Genomic DNA, 2,107 nt, shown 5'->3' on the forward strand with positions numbered 1-2,107 from the left:
CTGCAGGCAAGCCTGTACGCACATTTACAATTCAGAATTGCAATTGAGGACTGCGTTGGCTATAACTCGGGTTAACTACAAAAAGTTGACTTTGCCACGCCTCCAAGTTAAAAGGCGTCACGTCTGATGCGCTGCATTGCCAGCGAAAGGTCACTCATCGAACTAGCAGGGAGCTGTCATGTTAGCTAACAAACGTAGGACTCTCTGGAACACAGATTCCAGACAGTGGTCGAAGCTTCCCAATTTTGAGCAAGAAGTCTCACGCGAACTGGCCGCTCGCCTTGTCGACCAAGTAAGCCGCCGGTTGAAGGACGATGAGGTCGAGGAACGAACTAAACCCTACCGCACTCCGGTAACGGAAGAAGAGCTGAGATACACAATCAGGTAGTAGCGAAGCGCTATCGTTTGGATCAAAGATTTCGAAGGGTCGAGCTTTATCAGTCGGCCCTTTTTCTTTTTGAGAATCAGGGATTGATATGGCCAACACTCCTAAAAAGCTAGAAATTCATAAATTCGACAAAGCCAGCCCCCTTCACAAGCTGCCTGATTTTCGTCAGAAAAATTATCTAATTAGATACTTGGCTGATTTAGGCGCTCAAACTGTCCTTGAAGAACCGAATTATTTCGATCGAGATTATCTTGCAGAATTTGCAGCTTTCTATTGCAAAAGCACTGCGGGTTACCCCAACACTTGCCGAAGGCTGCATTTCTTCGCTGGGGCAGCGTTTAATCGCTCCACGCTGCGATCAGCAGCAGCAGGCCGTGAGCGCGCTATTAAACGTCTTCAAGAAAATTATCTTGGGTTCGTAGTGATCCGACCAATCCCCGCAACCCCGTTAGGGAGGACCGTGCTGGCTTGGTACGAAGATTTGAAGCCCGAAACCCCACGGGTAGTTACACCATCTCGCGACTACCACGCCCACGTTGCCGGAATCAGATTGACGGTCCACGGTCTTGCGTGGCAACAACAGGACACTGGCGTCGGAGCCTGTGCAACTGTCGGGCTGTGGTCGATGCTGCACTCATCTGCCTTCGATGATCACCACGCTATTCCGACGACCGCAGATATAACTCAGGCAGCACATCAAACAGCTTCTATGGGAGATCGAGTTTTCCCATCCTCAGGGCTAAGCATCGAACAAGTCCGCGAGGCAATTAAGGAACATGACCTGTCACCCATAGTATTCAACGGTGACCTTGCGGCAGTTGCCGGCGTTAAGGGTTTCAGCATTGAGCGATTTTCAAGCTCTTGCGCTTCTTTGATCAGATCAGGGTATCCTGTATTGATTGTCGGCCAACTTGGCACTGCTGGCCTGCATGCCGTATGCGCCGTTGGCTTTAGATCTTGCCCTCCAAGCACAGTAGCATCCGGCCAAATAAATCTTCAGGACTCCCATATTCCCAATTTGTACATTCACGACGACAACATTGGACCCAGCGCAAGATTGAAAGTTGTCAACAAGGGGCCGACCGCCCCTGTAGAGCTCGTTCCTGACAGCCCACCATCACTGACCAAACCAGCTTTACCGGACCCCATTGGCGATTACCCCCCTTTCACACCACACCTACTCCTGGTAGCCGCACACAACGATCTGAGAACTTCTCCAGACACACTGCATAGGTGCGGCATTACAACAGCAAAATACTTGGCTCAGATACTTCAGCTCTACTATCAAAACACTGGGAAAAGCTCTCCAGGCCTTACGCTGAGTACTCGATATCTTAAGCTGTCAGAATATATGACCTATGAGTTACATGGACTCCTCAAAGATCGCCCTCAAATTCTGGCGAGGGTGCGGCTACAATTGGCAGAAAAAGTACAGCCAATGAGCCTTCACTTGGGAATTGTGCGAATAGGTCTAGACGATGCCACTCCGCTGGCGGACATTCTCTACGACACAACCGATAACGATCGAAATCATCCAGCATTTGCACACGTATTTTACGCTGATGCTATTGGAGCTTTTATGAGCAGCCTGCATTCACAAGGCGTTTTAGATTTAGGAGTAGGGGTTTCTGCGTGTTAAAACTGGCAAGTGATAAAGAATGATTGGGGGCATATTTGGGGGCACATTTACTATATAAAAAATTAATTTTTATATTTTAC

1 protein-coding gene is annotated in these 2,107 nt (G+C 48.8%); it reads left to right on the top strand.

Features of this window, described 5'->3' with window-relative positions:
• Window positions 1-476 precede the first annotated feature (476 nt).
• Complete coding sequence (locus tag KYE_RS11960; RefSeq protein ID WP_008173682.1) at window positions 477-2,027, top strand: hypothetical protein; 1,551 nt, start codon at window positions 477-479, stop codon at window positions 2,025-2,027.
• The last annotated feature ends 80 nt before the right edge of the window (window positions 2,028-2,107 follow it).

This window comes from Marinobacter manganoxydans MnI7-9 (assembly GCF_000235625.1).
In the GTDB taxonomy this organism is placed as follows: Bacteria; Pseudomonadota; Gammaproteobacteria; order Pseudomonadales; family Oleiphilaceae; genus Marinobacter; species Marinobacter manganoxydans.